General features: G+C 39.1%; 18 protein-coding genes, 1 tRNA gene and 1 pseudogene. 15 read left to right on the plus strand and 5 right to left on the minus strand.

The window, feature by feature from the left end; all coding sequences use genetic code 11:
• Positions 1-20: 20 nt before the first annotated feature.
• Positions 21-435: pseudogene (gene tnpA / locus IT6_RS01050) on the plus strand (IS200/IS605 family transposase).
• Between the two features lie 135 nt (positions 436-570).
• Positions 571-1,980 (plus strand): TonB-dependent receptor, encoded by a 1,410-nt coding sequence (locus IT6_RS01055; protein WP_206826979.1) that lies wholly within the window; start codon positions 571-573, stop codon positions 1,978-1,980.
• Here the strand turns inward: IT6_RS01055 and bioD are convergent.
• Entirely contained in the window at positions 1,962-2,600 is a 639-nt protein-coding gene (gene bioD / locus IT6_RS01060) for a dethiobiotin synthase (protein WP_134440817.1), read from the minus strand. The genes IT6_RS01055 and bioD overlap by 19 nt on opposite strands.
• A gap of 223 nt (positions 2,601-2,823) precedes the next feature.
• Between bioD and IT6_RS01065 the strand changes: the two genes are divergently transcribed.
• From IT6_RS01065 to IT6_RS01095, 7 genes are all read left to right on the plus strand, one after another.
• The gene (locus tag IT6_RS01065; protein WP_134440816.1) at positions 2,824-3,099 is read left to right on the plus strand and encodes a ferredoxin; all 276 of its coding nucleotides are present in this window, start codon (positions 2,824-2,826) and stop codon (positions 3,097-3,099) included.
• 34 nt (positions 3,100-3,133) lie between these two features.
• On the plus strand, positions 3,134-4,099 hold the full coding sequence (locus tag IT6_RS01070; protein ID WP_134440815.1) for an RluA family pseudouridine synthase: 966 nt from the start codon (positions 3,134-3,136) through the stop codon (positions 4,097-4,099).
• The gene (locus tag IT6_RS01075) at positions 4,056-4,889 is read left to right on the plus strand and encodes a uracil-DNA glycosylase (protein ID WP_206826981.1); all 834 of its coding nucleotides are present in this window, start codon (positions 4,056-4,058) and stop codon (positions 4,887-4,889) included. Before IT6_RS01070 ends, IT6_RS01075 begins: the two co-directional genes overlap by 44 nt.
• Before the next feature lie 95 nt (positions 4,890-4,984).
• The gene (gene ftsH, locus IT6_RS01080; RefSeq protein WP_206826990.1) at positions 4,985-6,904 is read left to right on the plus strand and encodes an ATP-dependent zinc metalloprotease FtsH; all 1,920 of its coding nucleotides are present in this window, start codon (positions 4,985-4,987) and stop codon (positions 6,902-6,904) included.
• Between the two features lie 78 nt (positions 6,905-6,982).
• Entirely contained in the window at positions 6,983-7,798 is an 816-nt protein-coding gene (locus IT6_RS01085) for a hypothetical protein (protein WP_206826992.1), read from the plus strand.
• 27 nt (positions 7,799-7,825) lie between these two features.
• Positions 7,826-8,161, plus strand: coding sequence for a thioredoxin (gene trxA / locus IT6_RS01090; RefSeq protein ID WP_206826994.1), 336 nt, complete (start codon positions 7,826-7,828; stop codon positions 8,159-8,161).
• A 55-nt stretch (positions 8,162-8,216) separates the two neighbouring features.
• Positions 8,217-8,290, plus strand: a tRNA-Met gene (locus IT6_RS01095).
• 120 nt (positions 8,291-8,410) lie between these two features.
• Here the strand turns inward: IT6_RS01095 and IT6_RS01100 are convergent.
• From IT6_RS01100 to IT6_RS01110, 3 genes are all read right to left on the minus strand, one after another.
• Positions 8,411-9,115, minus strand: a complete 705-nt coding sequence (locus IT6_RS01100; protein WP_206826996.1) for a hypothetical protein — start codon at positions 9,113-9,115, stop codon at positions 8,411-8,413.
• A gap of 248 nt (positions 9,116-9,363) precedes the next feature.
• Positions 9,364-10,692, minus strand: coding sequence for a sigma-54-dependent transcriptional regulator (locus IT6_RS01105; protein WP_206826999.1), 1,329 nt, complete (start codon positions 10,690-10,692; stop codon positions 9,364-9,366).
• Positions 10,677-12,134 (minus strand): sensor histidine kinase, encoded by a 1,458-nt coding sequence (locus IT6_RS01110; RefSeq protein ID WP_206827001.1) that lies wholly within the window; start codon positions 12,132-12,134, stop codon positions 10,677-10,679. The genes IT6_RS01105 and IT6_RS01110 overlap by 16 nt, the downstream gene beginning before the upstream one ends.
• 251 nt (positions 12,135-12,385) lie before the next feature.
• Here IT6_RS01110 and bioB point away from each other — a divergent pair, with 251 nt between their 5' ends.
• From bioB to IT6_RS01130, 4 genes are all read left to right on the plus strand, one after another.
• A complete protein-coding gene (gene bioB / locus IT6_RS01115) occupies positions 12,386-13,321 on the plus strand; it encodes a biotin synthase BioB (protein WP_206827003.1) in 936 nt (311 codons plus the stop codon).
• A gap of 80 nt (positions 13,322-13,401) precedes the next feature.
• Positions 13,402-14,253, plus strand: coding sequence for a sulfurtransferase (locus IT6_RS01120; protein ID WP_134440807.1), 852 nt, complete (start codon positions 13,402-13,404; stop codon positions 14,251-14,253).
• A 24-nt stretch (positions 14,254-14,277) separates the two neighbouring features.
• Positions 14,278-14,739, plus strand: coding sequence for a SufE family protein (locus IT6_RS01125; protein ID WP_134440806.1), 462 nt, complete (start codon positions 14,278-14,280; stop codon positions 14,737-14,739).
• A gap of 70 nt (positions 14,740-14,809) precedes the next feature.
• Entirely contained in the window at positions 14,810-15,352 is a 543-nt protein-coding gene (locus IT6_RS01130; RefSeq protein WP_134440805.1) for a hypothetical protein, read from the plus strand.
• Positions 15,353-15,841: 489 nt separating this feature from the next.
• Here the strand turns inward: IT6_RS01130 and IT6_RS01135 are convergent, their stop codons facing one another.
• The gene (locus tag IT6_RS01135; protein ID WP_134439176.1) at positions 15,842-16,522 is read right to left on the minus strand and encodes a ubiquinone/menaquinone biosynthesis methyltransferase; all 681 of its coding nucleotides are present in this window, start codon (positions 16,520-16,522) and stop codon (positions 15,842-15,844) included.
• A gap of 97 nt (positions 16,523-16,619) precedes the next feature.
• On the opposite strand from IT6_RS01135, the gene IT6_RS01140 reads away from it, so the two are divergent.
• Both IT6_RS01140 and purH read left to right on the plus strand, forming a co-directional pair.
• The gene (locus tag IT6_RS01140) at positions 16,620-17,333 is read left to right on the plus strand and encodes a CehA/McbA family metallohydrolase (protein ID WP_134439175.1); all 714 of its coding nucleotides are present in this window, start codon (positions 16,620-16,622) and stop codon (positions 17,331-17,333) included.
• 55 nt (positions 17,334-17,388) lie between these two features.
• Positions 17,389-18,921, plus strand: a complete 1,533-nt coding sequence (gene purH, locus IT6_RS01145; protein ID WP_134439174.1) for a bifunctional phosphoribosylaminoimidazolecarboxamide formyltransferase/IMP cyclohydrolase — start codon at positions 17,389-17,391, stop codon at positions 18,919-18,921.
• The last annotated feature ends 2 nt before the right edge of the window (positions 18,922-18,923 follow it).

Raw genomic sequence — 18,923 nt, forward strand, 5'->3', positions numbered from 1 at the left:
GGAAACATTATACTGAGCCTATGGCGCAAAATCAAGATATAAGACATGGACGGCACTGTGTCTTCAAGATGCACGTCCATTTGGTCTTCGTGACGAAATACCGCCGCAAAGTGTTCGACGACGACGCCATCAACCGGCTGCGCACGATCTTCGCCAAGGTCTGTGCCGACTTTGAGGCGCAACTCGTCGAGATGGACGGCGAGGACGATCACGTCCATCTGCTCGTGGAATATCCACCCAAGGTCGCCGTCTCCAACCTGGTGAACAGTCTCAAGGGCGTATCCAGCCGGCTGCTGCGCAAGGAGCGGCCCGACATTCAGAAGCGTTACTGGAAAGGCGTGCTGTGGTCGCCGTCGTACTTCGCTTCAAGCTGTGGCGGTGCGCCGATTTCCATCGTGCGCCAGTACACCAGAGCAGCTGCAGACGCCACACTGAACCCAAGGACGGCTACGCCCTCCGCGCTATCCTTCCCCGCCCCAAGCGGCGGGGCAAGCCCGCGCACTTGGTCAAAAGGCCAAATTTAGCAATAATTTTTGAATTTTAATTTGGCTATGTACATTATCATTAGTCATGGACAAATCGTCTCCCACCACTCACCATAAGGCCCTCCAGATTAATCTCGATTCCCAGAAATATGGAACATTTGCAGAAATTGGTGGAGGACAAGAAGTTGTACGATGGTTTTTTAAGGTGGGGGGTGCAGCGGGAACAGTTGCCAAGAGCATTTCTGCTTATGACATGACGGTTAGTGATGCGATTTATGGTCCAACTGAACGATATGTTTGCCAAGAAAGATTGTTAAGAATGTTGGATCATGAATACGATCTCTTAATTGACAGACTACAAGTAAAGAGGGGCAAAAATACTCATTTTTTTGTTTTTGCTGATACAGTAACTATTCAAGGCTATCAACAGCGCATAGATTGCCATGGTTGGTTAGGGGTTCGTTTTCAAGACGAACCTATGGGAAAATGTAACGATATTATTGTTCATGTCCGATTTTTAGAGCAGGAACGGTTGCAACAACAAGATACCTTGGGGATTTTAGGAGTTAATTTAATTTATGGGGCTTTCTACTACAATCAGGATCCTGTTCTTCTCATTGAGTCGCTTATGGATAATATTGCCCCAGGAAAAATAGAGGTGGATTTGATTGAGGCTAGTGGCCCACTTTTTAACAATCTTGACTCTAGAATACTCAATCTACAACTGATTGTCTCTGGACTGAGTCAAGTCATTCTCTTTACTCCAAATGGGAAGACCGTTCAACCCTCTGACCTTCTCTATAAAAAAGCCGTATTGATCGAAAGAGGAAGATTTGAACCGGTAACTAATCTTAACATGGAGATGATGGAAGTAGCCAGAGCTCGGTTTTTGCAGGAACCAGAAATCACGGATGTACCTAAAATAGAACTCATGGAAATCACCACACGAAATCTTTTGACTGAAATGGGTACAATCGATAAAGAAAACTTTATTCAAAGAATAGATCTTCTTTGTGCCTTAAAACAACATGTACTGATATCTAATTATGCGGAATTTTACGAAATTTCTACCTATTTAAACCGTTTCACCAAAAATCTTATCGGTTTAGTTCTGGGTATTCCTCTTTTGCAAGAGCTTTTTAATGAAAAATATTATTCTTATGTCGAGGGGGGGATATTGGAAGCGATGGGTAGGCTTTTTAAAAAGAAAATAAAGCTCTATGTCTATCCCACTTTTGACGTCCAGACAAACCAACTCATTACAGCGGAAAATCTTGAGATCAAAGGACCCATTAAGCACATTTACAACTACCTTTTGGAATCAAACCAAGTTGTTCCTCTCCATCCTCTTCGTCCTCCGCCGAAATCTTTTTCTCCCAAGGAAGTTACCGAATATATAAAGAGAGGGGATCCCCGATGGAAGGAATTCGTTCCAGTACGAGCGGTTGAAATTATAGAAGAAAAAAAATATTTTGGTTATTGTGCAACCGCTTGATCTAACCATTGAGGGTAATGAAAGGAGCTTTCTTTTAGATTGTCCATAAATGCAGTCGGTATATGGTAACGGTCTTCTATCAGCTCCACAGCCATAGGAGAAATAGCTAAATTTGCATAACGATTCAATATCAGTCCTATTAGAGGAACAGCGGCCTTTAATATACTTTCTATGGTCAAAAAAGTGTGATTTAGAAATCCAAGCCTAACATGAGCAATTAAAATGACTGGGCAACGCAAAGATTGAACGAGATCTCTCAGAAGCCATTTTTTCGAAAGTGGAGTTAACCATCCTCCAATCCCTTCAATCACAACATGACTATAGGCATTTGTTATTAATGAAATCGATTTTTTTGTCTCCTCAAGCAAGATCTCCTTACCTTCAAGGATCGCAGCGATAGCAGGAGCTATGGGTTGAGAAAAATGAAAAGGGTTAATATCATCTAGGGTCATAGTTTTTCCTGAGGCTTCCCATAGTCTTAGGGCATCTTCTCTTCCACCCGTAGAAATGGGTTTTAATCCAATCGCATTATATCCTCTTGATCTCCAATATTTAACCAATTCACAACTGAATGTTGTCTTGCCTACACCTGTATCGGTCCCTGTAATAAAAACAATCATTTTTTTTTAATTTAACCATTATCTTTTGTTTTCTATGAGGAGTTTGTCTTGACTTTTCAAGCTTTAACAAAAAATAAAAAGGAAGAAATGGGTCTCGATTATTTTTCTAATTGAATCTTTTACTCTTTTATCTATATAAAACCTAAAAGATTTTTTTTGATTGCAAACAACACAATTATCTACTAAATACAAATAGAAAGTAGAGAATAAAATTGAGGTTAAGATGGCTGATAGAATTAATAAATATCCAGATAATGTCTTTGGAAAATATTACGTTGATACACAATGCATAGATTGTGATTTATGCAGGGAAACCGCACCCGCAAATTTTAAAAGAAATGATGATGGCGGGCATTCTTACGTTTATAAACAACCCGAAACTCCTGAGGAAGAGGAACAATGCAGGGAAGCAAAGGAGGGTTGTCCGGTAGAAGCAATCGGAGATGATGGGGATTTAGATGTCATGGAGTTACAAGAAGAAAAATTGACTGAATCTTAGTCCCTTTCCTTCTGATTGTTTGTCGAATAGTTTCATGGATGATGTAAACAGCTTATCCATTCCAAAAGCAGAAATAGAAAAAGGGGTGGGGAAAAGAATTGATCTTTTTCTTTCTTCACTCCTCAATGTTTCAAGAAACAAAGTTAAAAAGAAAATCCTAAGCGGGGCTCTCCGTTTAAAAAATGGATCTGTTTTGGAGCCTTCGCATAGAATTCGGGGCATCGAAGAGATCGAAATCTTGGGGGGATTCAACGAAGAAATTGCTCCTCTTCCTAAAGCTGAAAAAATTCCTCTTGATGTGCTTTTTGAGGATGAAGACATTCTTGTGCTTAACAAAAAACGAGGCATGGTTGTTCATCCCTCTTGTGGCCATTGGACAGGGACAATAGTTAACGCTCTTATCTTCCGTTATGGACAGTTATTGCCTGGATCCTCTCTTTTACGCCCAGGGATTGTTCATAGACTGGATAAAGATACCTCTGGAGTAATGGTTATCGCAAAAACTGAGGAAGCCTTAAAATCTCTTCTTTTGCAGTTTTCGCAAAGAACTGTTCATAAAGTATATATCTGTTTATGTAAAAACCGCTTTCCCTACCCTTATTATACGTTCGAATCAAATATTAACAGGCATGCTTCCGATAGGAAAAAAATGGCTGTCCATCAGTTCAAGGGGAAGAGTTCGAAAACCTCTTTTACTGTTCTTTTTGCTTCCGATCAAGCCTCTTTACTTAAATGCGAACCTATCTCTGGCAGGACTCATCAAATAAGGGTTCATCTTTCTTATTTGGGTTTTCCTATTATTGGCGATCCTTTATATGGTAAAGGAGTAAGAAAATACCCTTTTGCCTTACTATTGCACGCCTATGCTCTTAAGTTCATGCACCCAAGGAGTGGAAAAAGAGTTGAATTTGTTGCTCCTCTTCCACAAGATTTTCAAGAGGCTTTTCAATTTTTTTATGGAAAAAATTTCTCATGGAAAGATTGTTCCTTCTCTTTATAAATACTTAGAGATATTGAGATTTCTTGGTTTCTCTCATCTTTATCTTCCTCGATTACCCCATTTTAGCAAAGAAAACATAGCTCAAGGATCGAAAAAGAGTGACCAGAAAGAAATGCCCCCTTCTACATTAAAAAAAGCTTCTTCACTGTCGCAAAATCTTTCGAAGGAAAAATTGACTGAAGAATTATTGTTGTTGGAAAACAAAGTTCAAGCTTGTAGAAATTGTCCGCATCTTGTTTCTTTTAGAACTCAAACTGTTTTTGGGACGGGAAATCCTTATGCTCAGTTGATGTTTGTAGGGGAAGCTCCAGGGGCTGAAGAAGACATGCAGGGACAGCCCTTTGTTGGACCTGCAGGCCAGCTTTTGACGAAGATGATCAAAGCTATGGGACTTTCTCGTGAAATAGTCTATATAGCCAATGTTTTGAAATGTAGACCTGACATACCTAAAGGACAAAAGGGAAACAGAAAACCCACAGCAGACGAGATGTCTAGATGCCTACCTTATCTTCTTTCTCAAATAAAACTGATCAAACCCAAGGTCATTGTTGCCCTAGGTGCTACAGCCTATGAAGGGCTTACGGAGCAATTTGGAGTAAAAATCAGTGAGGTCAGAGGCCGGTGTTTTGATTTTCATGGAGCCATCCTTATCCCCACTTATCATCCTTCTTTTCTCCTTCATAACCCCTCCTTACCAAATAAAAGAAAAGTATGGGAAGATCTCCTCACAGCGATGGAAAAATTGGGAATGCCGATTTCAGAAAAACAGAGAAATTATTTTCTTTCTTGAAGTCTTGAAAATTACTTCTTTATAAGTTTTCCGTAAGATTTTATATTTCAAAAAGTGGGATTCTTATTTAGCTTCTTTCTCATTCCCTTTAAAAGATGAAACTTTCTACTACCAAAAGAAATTTACCTCCACAAAAAAATAATGAACCTCCCTTTCCTTACGTCAGATTTTTAATCCAAATAGGCATTGCCCTTTTTCTAGTTTGGATTTGGCAGGAAAGCCTACATAAAGCTACCGTTTCAACAATTCCCTATAGCGAGTTCCTTAACAAATTAAATCAAAAGGAGATCATAGAATGTAAAATCACTCCCGATGAAATATATGGAAAGATGCTTATTAGCAAACCTGAAGAAAAGGGAAAACCTCCTAAGATTGGTCTTTTTTCAACTGTCCGAGTTGATGATCCTGACCTTGTCAAACGACTGCAAGCGGCTGGGGTAGTTTATGGAAGTGTAAAACCAAGTTTACTTTCTCAAATTCTTTTTTCTTGGGTCGTTCCCATTCTTATTTTCTTTCTTGTATGGTTTGTTCTTGCGCGATTTGTTGGTGGAGGGGGAGCAGGATATTCTTTGCTTAACATTGGCAAAAGCAGGGCTCGGCTTCTTGTAGACGAAAGTACAGGAGTAACGTTTGCTGATGTAGCCGGCTGTGATGAAGCAAAGTATGAGTTACAGGAAGTCGTTGACTTTTTGAAAAATCCTTCTCGATATAGGGCTTTAGGAGCAAAGATTCCCAAGGGAGTGTTGCTTGTGGGTCCTCCTGGTACAGGAAAAACATTGTTAGCCAAAGCGGTCGCAGGAGAAGCGAAGGTTCCCTTCTTCTCAATAAGTGGGAGTGAATTTGTCGAAATGTTCGTGGGTGTTGGTGCTGCACGGGTTCGTGATCTTTTTGGCCAAGCTAAATCCAAGGCCCCTTGTATTGTTTTTATTGACGAGCTTGATGCAATTGGAAGGCAACGAGGCGTCAGAATTCAGATAGGGTCAGATGAACATGAACAGACACTCAATCAACTTCTTGTAGAGATGGATGGGTTTGATCCTAATGAAGGCATTATTGTGCTAGCTGCAACCAATAGGCCAGAAATTCTAGACCGAGCCCTACTCCGGCCGGGTCGATTCGATAGGCAAGTTGTGGTGGATTTACCAGATGCAAATGGGCGTGAAGCGATCTTAAGAGTTCATGCACGAGGTAAACCCTTGTCAGCAAATATTGATTTTAAAGAAATAGCGCAAGCAACCATGGGTTTCTCAGGAGCTGACCTGGCTAACTTGCTTAACGAAGCAGCTCTTTTGGCTGCACGGAGAAAATCTTCAAGTATTGAACAAATCGACCTATTAGAAGCGATGGAGAAGGTTATAGCGGGTCCCGAAAGAAAGAGTCGCATTTTATCCGAGAAAGAAAGAGAAAGGGTAGCTTATCATGAAGTCGGTCATGCCCTTACCGCTTACTATTGTGAACATGCTGAACCTGTAAGAAAAATTAGTATTGTCCCTCGAGGAAAATCGGCTTTAGGTTATACCTTACAACTGCCTACCATCCAAAAATACTTGATGACGAAATCTGAACTGCTGGATCGGATATGTGTTGCTATGGGGGGGAGAGCGGCTGAAGAACTGATATATGGAGATATCACCACGGGTGCAGAAAATGACCTTGAGGTGGCCACCACTATTGCACGGCAGATGGTTTGTTTATATGGAATGGGAGAAAAATCTGGGCTAGCTCACTATGTCCCTCCCCAACCCTTATTAGGAGGGCTAGATAATTCTTATTTAAAGGAATGCAGCAATGAAACAGCACGAATAATAGACTTGGAGATAGAAAAAATTCTTGAAGAAAATTATCAAAGAGCCTTATCCCTCTTGCGTCACCATCATGCTGAACTTAAAGAGGTGACGAAACATTTGCTGGAAAAAGAGACTTTAAATGCCGATGAATTCAAAAGAATTCTAGATCAACTCAAAGAAAAAGAACAAAGAAAAGAAGCCCCAAGCTACTCTTCTTCTTCCCTTTAAACTCAAGTAGAGAAACAAAATAACTTGAAATTTTTTTCCATTTGACCAATATCATGAGAAATGCCAATCTAAGGCTATATGGCTCAAAATTTTCCTTTTCGTAAGCCCTTACCCATAAGTCCTAACGAGCATAAAGAAAAAAAACACTTTCCTAATCCATCAGGGGTTGCTCCTCATCCTTCATTTCCTTTCTCTTTAAAAAATCATACACCTTTGACTCCAGAAAGTCCGTCGTCCAGCCCTTTAGTTCATATCCATACCCCATTTATTCCCAAATCATCCCTTCACAGTCCGTTAGTCTATCCCCAAAGCTTTTCTTTTCCTCAACAATCTCATTATTCGCCCCTTTCTGGAGAGCCTAGTGATATTTCCAAAAACGATAATAAAGCTCATTCCTCTTTAAAAACGGGTAATTTTCCCTTTAATCCTCTTTCCCAACAGCCTTTTCAGAAGACAAATCCAACAAATCCAGCTTTTGCTTTTCAGATGTCAGGGCCCCAGAGAAAAGAAGAAGCTTTATCCTCATTCCCGACAGACACCGCTTACAAGAGAGTTCAACAAAGTCCTCCTCATTTCTTTTCGCCCTCCCCTCCAGAGAATAAAACCAATAGTCCTGAGATCTCCACAAACATGATCAATTCTCCTTCGGCTAGTGATTCTAAAAAACCACAAGAGGACCCTACTCGACATGAAACCAATCGAGTCGAGGCTGAAAAGAAAAAAGATAAAAAACAACCCTCATCTCATCCTAGCCAGCAGGCTCATTCAAATGAAAAAGACACCGAGCCGGCAGAGCCAACTGCTCGGTCCAATAGACTCCTTATAGGATTAACAGCTCTTGTCAGTCTTTTGACAGCCACCTATTTTGTATTAGCATATTATGATATATTTTAAATAAATGAGTAGAATAGGAGTAAAAGCATGGCCTCTCAATTAATACCGAATGTAACAGCAAAAGAGTTCGAAAGTGAAGTTTTAAAATCTCCTCAGATTGTAGTCGTCGACTTTTGGGCTGAATGGTGTGGTCCTTGTCATATGATTAGTCCCGTTTTGGATGAATTAGCTAAGGAGCTTGATGGAAAGATTAAATTTGTAAAGGTAAATGTTGATCAAGAGCCAAATCTGGCCTACCAGTATTCGATTCAGTCTATTCCTACTTTATTAATTTTTAAAGGAGGCCAGGTTAAAGGAAAACAGATTGGAGTAACCTCAAAAAACCATATTCTTAGCAAGATCAAAGACGTAGAAATTTCTTAAGAACTGATAAATTAACCTTGATTTTTTAACTTTCTCCATTTTATTTTATTGACATCGCGGGGTGGAGCAGCCTGGTAGCTCGTCAGGCTCATAACCTGAAGGTCGCTGGTTCAAATCCAGCCCCCGCCATTTTTGATTTTCTACTACATAATCAATAGGGATAGATCGTGGGGGCCAAAGTTTTTTAGCATTTTGTAGTTTGATATGATGATTAATGTTTTTTTTAGACTTTCTTTTTTAAAACAGAGATCATTTTCCTAAAGCATAGCCAATCCCTACGACAAAGTTATTGGAAAAATATTGTATGGAATGAATTTCTTTATTCCCAATACTTATTTTCGATGGACCAAGCCAACCCATGAATGATTCAATACGAAGAGACCACCTGTTATTCCAGTGGTAACGAAAACCCACATCAGCAAGGGCTGTTTGGACAATTTCTGTTTCCCCTTTTTGAGGGGAAAGAATTCCAATTCCAGTTCCAACGCCTATAATAGGTTCCCATTTTTCCATACGATATCCCACGGTGCCAAACAGAAAGACAAGACCTGTATTTGTAGAAATACTTTGAGAATGGGAGCCTTGGTTTACCGAAATACTTGAACCGTTGTAGGCAGAGGTTAACTCAAGGGTAAAACTAAAATGACCAAATCGCTTGGGGTCATACCAATAATAGCCAAAAGTAGGAGAAAAAATGACACTAAAATCATTATTAAGAGAAACAACTTTATTGCCGGGTTCTAAATGGCCTCCTTCAGATCGAATCCATTGAGGACCAACAAATCCCGCAACGAAGAAGCCACTTCGTTTTTGATCCTTTTTTTCTACAATGGCAGTCGAAGGTTCCTCAATCAACATGCCCTCATCTTCACCTATAGTGAGAGAAAGGCCCTTTATTAAATATAGCGATAAGTTTAATCCATGGAGAAAGATAAAAAGAAGCCTTTTTTTCATCTTTATCTTCGATCCGATACTCCGTCTATTTGCCTAGGGATTGATTTAAAAGATATTTATATCCCTATAATCTTCTCCCTGATTCAGGGATCATTAATTGAGCAAAGACTATGCCAATATCAGCGGAAAGGATTCAGCTAGATTGCGAAAAAAAAAATATGATAAGGAAAAGAACGGACGCTGTCTAAAATAAAGACATAACGATAAAAATTTGAGTTAAAAAAAGACACTTTTTCTTCTTTTTTCTTTTATATATCGATTTTGTGTTCTTTCATTTTTATATAGAGCAAACTGCGATGGATGTTTAATAGACGCGCTGCTTCGGTGCGATTACCTTGGCTTTCCTTAAGGGCTTTTTCTATAAGGAATTTTTCGAGTTTCGCGATGGCTGAAAAAAAATCTAATTGAAGAAAATCTTCTTTTTCTAATTTCGGTTCTTTGTCTACTAGGGGGCTAATTTCAAGGTCAGCAACGTTGATCAACTGTCCTCTAGATATAATTCCTGCTCGACGGATGACGTTTTCTAACTGTCGAACATTTCCTGGCCAGCAATATTCTAAAAGAACTTTTTGTGCATCAAAACTGAATTTTTTGGATGAGCCAGCAAAATATTTATCTAGAAAATATTCCGAAAGAAGAAGAATATCTGATTTTCTTTCACGCAAGGGAGGTATTTCTATTTGCAAAACCTGAATTCGGTAAAAAAGGTCGGCTCGGAACCTACCATTCATTACCTGATCTAATAGATTCTTGTTTGTCGCAGCAACAATACGGACATCGACTGAGAAAGTTGTTTCTGACCCCACAGGGCTAATTCTTTTTTCAGAAAGAGCTTTTAAAAGCTTTGCCTGCATAGGTAGAGGCATTTCAGCTATTTCATCAAGAAAAAGAGTTCCCCCACTAGCTTCAACAAATTTTCCCTTTCGATCTTTAAATGCTCCTGTAAAAGCGCCTTTAGTATGACCAAAAAATTCGGACTCAAAAAGATGTTCGGGAATCGCAGCACAATTGATCTCAACAAAAGGCCCAACTCCCCTTGAGCTGTGCCGATGTATGGCACGAGCAACTAATTGTTTTCCTGTTCCAGTCTCTCCAGATATAAGCACAGGATAGTCACAAGAAGCGGCAAAGCCGATAAATTTTTGGACTCTGCGCATAGATGGGCTCTGACCTATGATATCTTCTTGTTCTTCGGGTTGAATTTTTAAAGAAGGCAATGATAAGTTGCTGTTCAAAGCTCTTTCTATAACTTCTCTAATCTCCTGCCTTTTGATCGGTTTAGCAAGATGATCAAAAGCCCCCTTTTTCATCGCTTCAATGGTATTAAAACTATTAGAAAAAGCGGTGAGAATGATGACGGGAGGTTTTTTATCCAGCTTTTGGATTTTTTGCAGTAGATCAAGACCGTCTTGATCCTTAAGTTTTAAGTCGAGGAAAACTAGATCGGCTTGTTTGGCAAGTTCTATTGCTTCTAAAGCATCCGCAGTTTCCGAAACGCCATAACCCAATAAACGGATGGTTTTTGAAAAAGCTCTACGGAAAGACTGATCATCATCTACAATCAATATGCTTGCCATGGTAGTTCAATATCAAATCGGGCTCCTCCCTCCCTTCCTTTCTTGCACACTATATGACCATTATGTGCTTCAACAATTTCTTTGACAATAGATAAACCCAATCCAAAGCCATAGCTTTTCTGGGTATAAAAAGGCTCAAACACTACAACTTGTAGGTCTTCATCGATTCCCTTTCCTGAATCCTCCACGGATAAGCACAACTTTTCATCTTTTTGTACCAGAGCAACTTCAATCCATCCTCCTCTAGGAGTATGTTCCAGTGCGTTTTGCAAAAGATTTCCCAGTGCCCTAGACATTCCTTGCGGATCGAAATACCAACTTCCTTTACAGGGAATAATCTTCAACTCTACTCCCTGTTTATTAGCCATAATCTCAAATTGCTGGAGTTGGGACGTAAGCCACAGGGAGAGATCAGTTTCTTTTGGAGTGATTTCGGCTGCATGGCATAACAAAACAATGCTTTCTAAGTGCTTCTTCATCCGCTCCACCTGTTCAAGAATATGTTCTAAAGTCTCCTTATTTTCTTGATCCCTGGACTCCAAAGCGTTTTCAACTTCAAGTTGAATAGTTGCTAACGGGTTGCGAAGTTCATGAGCAAGTGTAGCAGCCATCCTACCTAAGGTTACAATCCGTTCATTTTGTGAAATTTTTCGCAAAAGCTCTTCTTTTCTATTTTTTTCAGCAATCAAACTTTTCCTTGCTCCTACCAGTGTTTCGACTAGCTTATCCAACTCTTTGTAACCCGATGAAGGAAAAGAAGGAATCTGATCTGGAGGACTACTCGCTATAATATTCTCAACTCGACTAATTTCTTTTGACCAAGCCTGGAGTATACGCAGTCCAAAAATTCCGAGCAAAAGAGAAAGAATCAAAATGGAAGACAAAAAGAAAATTAGTTTTTCATAATCGGAAATAAGTCGGGTAGGAACACGAGTCATGGTCCAAACAACGGTGCCATCGTCTCTGAAAGATAACGGTTTAACATGGAGAAGAAGACTTTCCCTTTTACCGTCAAATCTTTCTAAAAGAGGCTTTTTTTGTTGTATAGATAGCTGAGATAAACGAATAATTCGGTTTTTTTCAGCCGAAGGCACGTCCATTTTTAATGAGCCTTCATAAGTGGGATAGCTATAAGCAAAAAAACCTTTTTCAGGATTCCAAAGCCCTCCTTCTACTCCGCTGAAGGAAGAAAGGGAGCTGGCAAGGATGAAGTTTAAATTTATGCCTTGTCCTACTTCTTTTTGTTCAAAAACAGTCTTGAGGTTTTCTTCTATCCGTAAGAGCCCCCGCTGCAGATTCTCTTTTCCTGTGGATATACGGGCAGAAACTCCCCAAAACAAGGCAATCATACCACATAGAGCAAAAGTCACACTCAAAACTACCAAAAGTACCCATAAAAGAAGAAGTCCTATCCATAAAGGATAACGGCGAAAAATTACCATAGGATTGAAATCAATATAGAAAACAACTCAGCGAGGAGCAATCAGAGAACAGCAAAAGAAGAATTTAAACTCATATCAAAAAGAAAGGGAAAGGATGGAAGCCGTGAAAAAATTTTCAATTTACAATCCATGGAGAAAAGCTTATTACTCGATAGGGTTCTTTTCCCTTTTCTTTAAACCTCGGGCAGTTTTTTTCTTATCCATTGAGAAATTATTGTTATAGAATCAAAGATTGTTTAGGGTTGAGAGTCATGAAAGATTATTTTGCAATCGAGCAGATCTACAATCAACCCCTGGATGAATTATTGAAAGGAGCCCTTCAGGCAAAAGAATCATCGAGAAAAAACGGGGTACAATTTTGCCAGCTTCTCAATATCAAAAGTGGAGGTTGTAGCGAGGATTGTAAATATTGTGCCCAGAGTGCTCATTATCGAACACCAATCGCAAAAGGAGCATTGCTCGATGAAGAAGAGATCTTTGAAGAGGGACTGAAAGCTAAAAAAAATGGAGCTACTCGATTTTGTCTTGGAGCAGCTTGGAGAGGACTGTCAGGTAACGAAAAAAAAACAAATCAGATTTGCAAAATCATTGAGAAAATCCGTTCTTTAGGCATGGAATTATGTCTCTCCTCGGGATTTTTGACAGAGAAAGCCGCATTAATGTTAAAAGAATCCGGGCTTAATGTTTATAATCATAACTTAAACACAGGTCCCGGCTATTATCCCCGGATCGCAACAACCCACCGTTTTGAAGACCGCTTGAACACAGTCAAAATAGTACAGAAAGTGGGTTTAAAACTCTGTTCTGGAGGTATAATAGGAATGGGTGAAAGTCTAAAAGATAGACTTGAAATGCTTTATTATCTGAATACCCTAGCCGAATCTCCCGAAAGCATACCCATTAACCTGTTCATGCCTATTAAGGGAACCCCTCTCTATGAAACAGCCGCCATAGATTACATTGATTTGGTCAGAATCATTGCCACGGCTAGAATCCTTTTCCCTCAATCTCGAATAAGACTTGCTGCAGGCAGAAAATTACTCGATGAAAAAACCCTTACTTTATGCTATCTTGCCGGAGTTGATTCCATATTTATTGGTGAAAAATTGCTTACTCAAAGTAACGTTCAGTTAGAAAAAGATTATGCCTTACTCAAAAAATTAAATTTAAGAAAAGAAGAAAATTAGAAATTTTATAACCAAACAAGAGGAATACTATTTTTCTTTCTTCCTTTCTATTTTTATTTTAATTAAAAAGAAAAAACGCTATGAAAAATTACGCTCATCCCGAAGTATTAGTTGAAACGAGTTGGTTAGCCGAACATCTGAATGATCCAACAATAAGAATTATCGAAAGCAATGAAGATCCCCTTCTCTATGATACGGGTCATATTCCTAATGCGGTGAATATTGACTGGAGAGCCGATCTGAATGATCCATTGATCAGGGATTACATTTCAACAGAAAAATTTGCTAAGCTTTGCAGTCAGAAAGGAATTAGCCCCGAAACCACCTGTATATTTTATGGAGATAAATCTAACTGGTGGGCGTGTTATTCACTTTGGGTATTTAGATTATTCGGTCATAGCGCTGTAAAAATTCTTAATGGGGGAAGAGATAAATGGATAAAGGAAGGAAGACCGATAACAAAAGAAAAAGTAATCTTTCCTGAGACCAGTTATCCTGTTCCCACGACTCGACATGATCATGAAATTAGAGCCTTTTATGATGAAGTCTTGCAATTTTGCAAAGAAAAAAGAGGTCCCCTTATTGATGTGCGTTCTCCTGGAGAATACACTGGAGAGTTGATCCATATGCCAGAATATCCTCAGGAAGGGGCCTTAAGAGGGGGACATATTCCTGGGGCTAAAAGCGTTCCCTGGAAAATGGCAGTTAAGGACGATGGCACTTTCAAATCGGCAGAAGAACTATCAAAAATCTACGAAGAAGGATGTGGTGTTTCGGATGATAAGCAGACTATTGTTTACTGCCGAATTGGGGAACGTTCAAGCCATACTTGGTTTGTTTTAACTTATCTTCTTGGACATAAAAATGTAAAAAATTATGATGGTTCTTGGACTGAATGGGGAAATAAAGTTGGAGCTCCCATTGAAAGATAAAATATCGACTTTATATTTGAGATTATGGAAGATTTACCCAAATCCCTAAGAGATATAATTTCTACATTTGAAGTTCTTGGAGAAGAAGAAAGGCGAGAAATGCTTATCGCCTATAGTGAGGCCTATTCTCAATTTTCGCCTAAAGAAGATGAACGTTATGTTTTAACTGATGTACGCAAAGACGAAGAATGTACAGATACCGTTGGGGTTTATCTTCTTTCTGATGAAGAAGGAAAAGTCTATTTTCGGATGCATTTAGGTCCTCATGTTCAAACCTTGACCAAAGCTATGACGTCCATTCTATGCCAGGGATTAAATGGGTCTTTTCCCCAGCAGATCATAGAAATGCCCAGTACTTTTATAAGTAAAATCGTTGGTGGAGAACTTTTCAGGATAAGGAGTCAGACTGTTTACTATGTTTTAGGAAGAATGAAAAACGCTTGTAAACAACTGCTCAACAAAAACCTAGCTCAAAACGGCCATTAATGACTTCAGTTTAGTTAAGCATTTTCTAAAGATAGAAATAGTTGGCTGTTTGAACATGAATAAAAAGAGAATGACTCTACGAAGGGGAGGTGCAGAGTATCCCGCTTTCCAAATCGATAAACAGACTTACAATAACTGTTGGTTTGAGAGTCTTTCTTCTTTTCTTATGACCCATCTCCAGAAAAAGCTTCCTTTTTCCCAAGAAACCTTAAGTACTTATTTTTCAAGGAAAGCTCCTTCTCTCCTTTACGACAGTTTTCTTGAAGATTATGAAAAAAGCGAAGGAAAACCTAGAGATCCAATCCAACCTTTGGATCCGCTGTCTAGAGCTCGCATGGCAAGGGAAAATATTTTTGAGAACCTATTTAAAAGACTTGAACAAAAAAGGCTTTCTCAGCCTGAGTTTTTGCAATCCATATGGAAAGAGGCCGTGGGGCATTCTTTAGCTATCTATAGCCAACTTTTATCTATTGATGAAGAAAAGCAGACAGCTTTTTTCCGCTGTGTTTCCAGTGTAATCTCTTATGAAATTAGAAATGATTCTCAGATCGCAGCTAAGATTTCCAGTTTGACGGGAAAGCCGATAAGGTATCTCAAACAAGTTTATTATTAATCTGATTGTTCTATTTTAGTCCTTTTTATTTCTTTTTTTTGAAAAAAATTAAGTATTTTTTTTACTCAACTGCATCGATATTGTGACTTATAGAAATCTCCAAGAAAGCCTTATCTGCATTTTTATTTAAAAAAAGCTCAAACTGAGTGCTCTACTTTTTTGCCTTTAGGCTATTTTCACCGAGAGTAGAGTCTTATGGCTTCCTAAAAGTTGTTTGCCTCGGTCTATTTTCTTTTTTTTAAATTACAAAGTCCGAGTGGATAAGGTTGAAAGAGACTTTTTATATGACTATAACCGGCAAAAGCGGATTTTTTCGCAACAGCTGGATTATTGTTTTATGGTTCTCTAGGGGATTACGACTATGGACGTTTTGATTACAACAAATAAATGACTTCATTTATATTAAAGCTAAGAAAGGAAAAGAAAAAAACTAAAAAGAGCTCTGATCTAATCCTCTTGATATCGTTTTAACTTTTCTTCAATGTCGCATTAAGGCTTTTTTCCCCAATGAACAGTCACAATTCCCAAAGTCATGGGGAAAAAACCACAAGGATTAAATCCCGCTTTTCTGAAAAGAGCTACAACTTCAAGGGCTGGAGGAAATTTGATAATTGACTCAGCAAGATAAATATAAGCTTCTTTGGGTGCACCGACCAGAGCAGCAAGCCAAGGAACGACTTTTAGAAGATAGAATAAATAAAAGGGTTTAATCACCGCCTTAGGCATAGAAAACTCAAGGACATAGAGACTTCCTCCGGGACGCAAAACTCGGAATATCTCTTTTAACGACAAAAGCCTATGTTGGAAATTTCTAAGTCCAAAAGCTATAGTCGCCACATCAAAACTGGATTCAGCAAAAGGAAGCTGTGAAGCATCGGCTACGAGGAGATTATGAAGTCCCTTCAGTTTTGCTAAGACAAGCATTTCTTCTGAAATGTCAACCCCGTAATAGGTGTGAAGGGATGGACAGCGTTTTAAAATGGCCCGTAACATATCCCCGCTACCTGTTGCTAAGTCAAGGAGTGATAAGGGGTTAAGCGCAGCTATTTTTTTAGCCAGCTTCCTTCTCCACATCAAGTCAATGCCAAAACTTAATAAATGATTTAAAAAATCATATTTATATGCAACCTTGTCGAACAATTTTTCTATGGGATAGTCTTGTTGAGGCATCTTTTTTTTCTTTTACAGTTTTCAATTGGCTAGAAATGATAAGATAGAAAAGAAAAAAGTAAACAGAACAAAATCAATATGCTATGCTAAAGTATGTATGCAATATCGAATTGATTTCCATTGTCATTCTCGATTTTCCGCGGATGGAGTATCAGAACCAGAGGAATTGGTTCGCGTTGCAAAACGCAAAGGATTAAATGGCTTTGCCTTAACTGATCACAACACCTCAGCAGGAATCGATTATTTTGAGCAAATTGGACTCATTAGGAAAGATGGTTTAGCAGTTGATAATTTTCTTATTCTCCCAGGACAAGAAATTACAACTAAAGAAGGCCATCTTCTTGCTCTCGGTATAAAACTGCCTGATTTGAAGGGCATTCCTGCTTTGGATGCTGTCTCGCTTATTCATTCAATGGGAGGACTGGCAATCGCCCCTCATCCCTTTGATTATTTTAGGGCTGGGATTCGTAAGCGTGTCTTGGATAAATTACCCTTAGATGGTATCGAAGTCTTTAATGCTGCAGTGACCTTTAAGAGATGCAATCAAAAAGCACAAGCTTATGCAAAGGAAAGAAAACTACCCATGATTTCTGCAAGTGATGCTCATGATGCGGAAGTTATTGGAACAGCCTTTACGATCGTCAATGCAGAAGAATTTTCTGTCCAGGGTATTCTTCGAGCGCTTTCTTTGGGCACAATTTTAGAAAAAAGATATATTAGTCCAAAGGAAGCTTTAAAAAAGACATGGAATAATGTTTTTCGTTTCCGGGGAAGACAGGGTACAGAAAAATCTTTGAGTAAAAACAACTAAAAAAAAATTAAGCAGTTGCTATTATTCGTCTTTTACAAATAAAGGAAAAAAGATCATGAGTGCGGCATTCCTCTCCGTATATGATAAGACAGGAATCATTGATATAGCTAGAGTTTTAAGTCAAAAAGGCATTGATATCATTTCAACGGGAGGAACGGCTCGGTTGCTCAGAAATGCTCATATTCCTGTCGAAGAAGTTTCAGATATAACGGGGTTTCCCGAACTTTTAGGGGGCAGAGTAAAAACTCTTCATGCAAAAATTCATGCGGGTATTCTTTACAAAAGAGAGCAGGCTGAACACCTCAAAGAAATTACCGAGATGGGTGTTCCACAAATTCAATTTGTTATCGTTAATTTTTACCCTTTTGTTGAAGCTGCCAGAAAGAATCTTTCTATCGAAGAAATGCTCGATTATATCGATATTGGAGGGTGTACATTGGCAAGGAGTGCGGCTAAAAATTTTCCTCATGTAACCGTGGTTGTTGATCCTGCAGATTATAAAGATGTGATACAGCAAGTAATGACTATGGGTTCAACCTCTACTTTTCTGCGCAAAAAGCTCGCTTTTAAAGCCTTTAATTTAACGAGCTATTACGATAGCCAAATTGCACAGTTCTTTCAGGAAAAGTTCCACATTCGACCCTTTCCTCCTGAATCGAGCATTCCTCTTTACGGTTACTCTTCTTTACGTTATGGAGAAAACCCCCATCAACATGCTGCTCTTTATGGGGATTTCTGGAACTACTTTCAACAACTTCAAGGAAAAGATCTTTCCTACAACAATATTTTAGACATCGATGCAGCAGTAAAACTGCTGTCTGAATTCGGATCTGATTCGGCCGTAGTTGCCATATTTAAACACGGTTCTCCTTGCGGTGTAGGTGTAGGCCAGACGCTTAAGGAAGCCTATACAAAAGCCTATGAAACCGATAAAGAATCCCCTTTTGGAGCCGTAATCGCTGTAAATAAGCCGCTGGATTTTCCTTTGGCCGAGATCCTATCAGAAATCTTTGTAGAAGTCATTGTATGCCCCGAGTTTGAATCTGAGAGTTTAAAACTTTTGCAAAAGAAAAAAAACTTAAGACTTATTCAAGTTTCTTTGGAAAAACTCCCTCCCCCTCGATATATCATCCGGTCCTTATGTGCTAACTCTTATTTACTCCAGGATCCAGATAACATTCTCTTGGATCAAGAAAAGATAGAAGTCGTAAGCCTGCGGAAACCCACTGCTGAAGAGATGGAAAAGTGCCTTTTTGGATGGAAAGTGGTAAAACATGTAAGATCTAATGCAATCGTTTTTTCTAGCATGGATAGAACATTGGGAATAGGAGCAGGACAGCCTTCAAGAGTTGATTCTGTCAGGATTGCCATCGAAAAAGCAAGACGCGAAGGCCTTTCTTTAAAAGGCAGTGCGATTGCATCAGATGCTTTCTTCCCCTTTCCTGATGGCCTAGAATTGGCTGCAATGGCTGGTGCAACTGTTGCAATTCAACCGGGGGGAAGCCTCAGGGATAAGGAAGTCATAGAAGCGGCCAACAAACATAATATGGCTATGATCTTTACACATACCCGGCATTTTTTACATTAGGA

This window comes from Methylacidiphilum caldifontis (assembly GCF_017310505.1).
In the GTDB taxonomy this organism is placed as follows: Bacteria; Verrucomicrobiota; Verrucomicrobiia; order Methylacidiphilales; family Methylacidiphilaceae; genus Methylacidiphilum; species Methylacidiphilum caldifontis.